The organism is Streptomyces synnematoformans (genome assembly GCF_039531005.1).
Lineage (GTDB): Bacteria > Actinomycetota > Actinomycetes > Streptomycetales > Streptomycetaceae > Streptomyces > Streptomyces synnematoformans.
Genome location: NZ_BAAAPF010000588.1, coordinates 1 through 2,037, shown reverse-complemented (window position 1 = coordinate 2,037; position 2,037 = coordinate 1). Strand labels below are relative to the sequence as shown.

At 77.8% G+C, this 2,037-nt stretch carries 1 protein-coding gene and 2 pseudogenes; 1 reads left to right on the top strand and 2 read right to left on the bottom strand.

Annotated elements, in window-relative coordinates; genetic code table 11:
• Both ABD317_RS36300 and ABD317_RS36295 read right to left on the bottom strand, forming a co-directional pair.
• Positions 1-318 (bottom strand): annotated as a pseudogene (locus tag ABD317_RS36300) (hypothetical protein); the annotation flags it as partial.
• A 128-nt stretch (positions 319-446) separates the two neighbouring features.
• On the bottom strand, positions 447-1,370 hold the full coding sequence (locus tag ABD317_RS36295) for a 2-hydroxy-3-oxopropionate reductase (protein ID WP_344296218.1): 924 nt from the start codon (positions 1,368-1,370) through the stop codon (positions 447-449).
• 180 nt (positions 1,371-1,550) lie between these two features.
• Here ABD317_RS36295 and ABD317_RS36290 point away from each other — a divergent pair.
• Positions 1,551-2,037 (top strand): annotated as a pseudogene (locus tag ABD317_RS36290) (hypothetical protein); the annotation flags it as partial.

Sequence of the window (2,037 nt, the reverse complement as noted above, 5' to 3'; positions counted from 1 at the left end):
CGGGGCTGCCGGTGGCGGGGGCGCCGCGGGTGCCGGCCGGGCCGGGCGGCGGCTCTGCGCGGCGGCCACCGGCAGCCGTACGACCGCGCCGCAGTCGCAGGACAGCTCCGGCCGCGGCCACTCGTCGCGCCGGTCGCAGACGGGGCAGCGCACGGTCACCCAGGAGTCCCGCCAGGTGCGGTGCTTCAGCTCCACCGGCACCCCGCCGCGCAGCAGCGGCAGCGTCAGCGGGGCGCCGCAGGCGCAGGGGAACGTGCTCGGGGTGTACGCGTGCTCGCGCCGGCAGGCCGGGCAGCGCACCGGCACGCTCTCGGGCATGGGAAGTGCTCCTGGTTCTAGGCCGCGTGGTCCGTTCCGCACTCCAGCATCCCGCACGAATCGGGCTCTTGACGACGTGCGCCGCCGCTCGCCGCCGGCAGCGCGGCGATCGCCGCCCCCGCCACGGGTCAGGTGTCCCGGCCCGACAGCCGCTCCACCCCGCGCAGCAGCGCGGAGTGGTCCAGGCCGCCGTCGCCCTGCTCCCGCAGCGCGGCGACGAGCTGCGCGACGAGCGCGCCGGCCGGCAGCGCGGCGCCGACCTCGCGCGCCGCGTCCGTGACGATGCCGAGGTCCTTGTGGTGCAGGTCGACGCGGAAGCCGGGGCGGAAGTCGCGGTCCAGGAAGTTGTCCTTCTTCCGGGCCAGCACCGTGGAGCCCGCCAGACCGCCGCCGAGCACGTCGAGGGCGGCCCGGAGGTCCACGCCGGACTTCTCCAGGAAGACCACGGCCTCGGCGCACGCCTGGATGTTGACCGCGACGACGAGCTGGTTGGCGGCCTTGACGGTCTGGCCGGCGCCGTGCGGCCCGCAGTGCACGACCGTCCGGCCGAGCGCCTCGAAGACCGGCAGGGCCCGCTCGAAGTCGGCCCGCTCGCCGCCGACCATGATGGACAGCGCCGCTTCGACGGCCCCGGCCTCCCCGCCCGAGACCGGGGCGTCGAGCACCCGGATCCCGCGCTCGGCGGCGTGCGCCGCCAGGTCCACGGAGGTCTGCGGGGTGATCGAGGACATGTCGATCAGCAGCGCGCCCGGCCGGGCGTGCGCCAGGATGCCGTCGGGCCCGTACGCGACGGCCTCGACCTCCGGCGACGCGGGGACCATCGTGATGATCACGTCCGCGTCGGCGACGGCCTCGGCGATCGAGCCGGCGGCGGTGCCGCCGGCCTTCGCCAGCCGGTCGAGCTTGTCCCGCCGCCGGGTGTGGCCGGTGACGGGGAAGCCCGCCGCGATCAGGTTCTCGGCCATGGGGGAGCCCATGATGCCGAGGCCGATCCAGGCAATCGAAGGCTGGTCGGCCCGGTCGGCCCCGGCGGCCGCGGAGTCGGTGGTCATGAGGGGGTGCCTTTCTGCCCTGCCCGGAGGCGCGGGCGTGGAGCGCGGTGCGGCGGGCGGCGGCGCGGCCGGGCGCTCCGGCCGGCGACGTCACCGACCGTGCTGCCGCGCCTATCGTGCGTGAGGATGACCTACTCGGGAAGGAGGCGCATGGCATCCGGTGCCGTCTATGGTCCTCCCGTGCAGAGCGAGGGAAGCGTCGGAGGCACAGTACGGCACCACCGGCCGCGGCGGCGCGGCCGGCCGGTGCCGCTGGACCTGCTCGCCGCCGCCGGGTTCGCGGGCCTGACGGTGCTGACCGCCCTCGCGCCGCTGTCCGCGCGCCCGCACCCGGGCTGGCTCGTCGCCGACGTCGCCGCGGCCACCGGCGCCGCGCCCGCGCTGCGCCGCTTATACCCGCTGCCCGCCTGTGCCGCGGCCCTGGTGGTGGCGGGGGCGACGGCGCCGCTGGGCTGGGGCGCCGCCGGGTTCGCCGCCCTCGCGTACACGCTCTACCCGGTGGCGCTCACCCAGCCGCGCCGCGACGTGGACGGCCGGGCCGTGGCCTGCGTGCTGGCCGCCGGCCCGCTGTGCCTGGCCGCCGCCGCGCTCGTCGGCGACGTGCCGGTCCACCCCGCGACGCTGGGCCTCGCCGTGCTGCTGCCCGCCGCCGCCTGGGTCGCCGGGC

Excerpts from the sequence above, each read along its gene's own strand:
- ABD317_RS36295 (WP_344296218.1), bottom strand. The coding sequence starts at position 1,370 with ATGACCACCGACTCCGCGGCCGCCGGGGCCGACCGGGCCGACCAGCCT.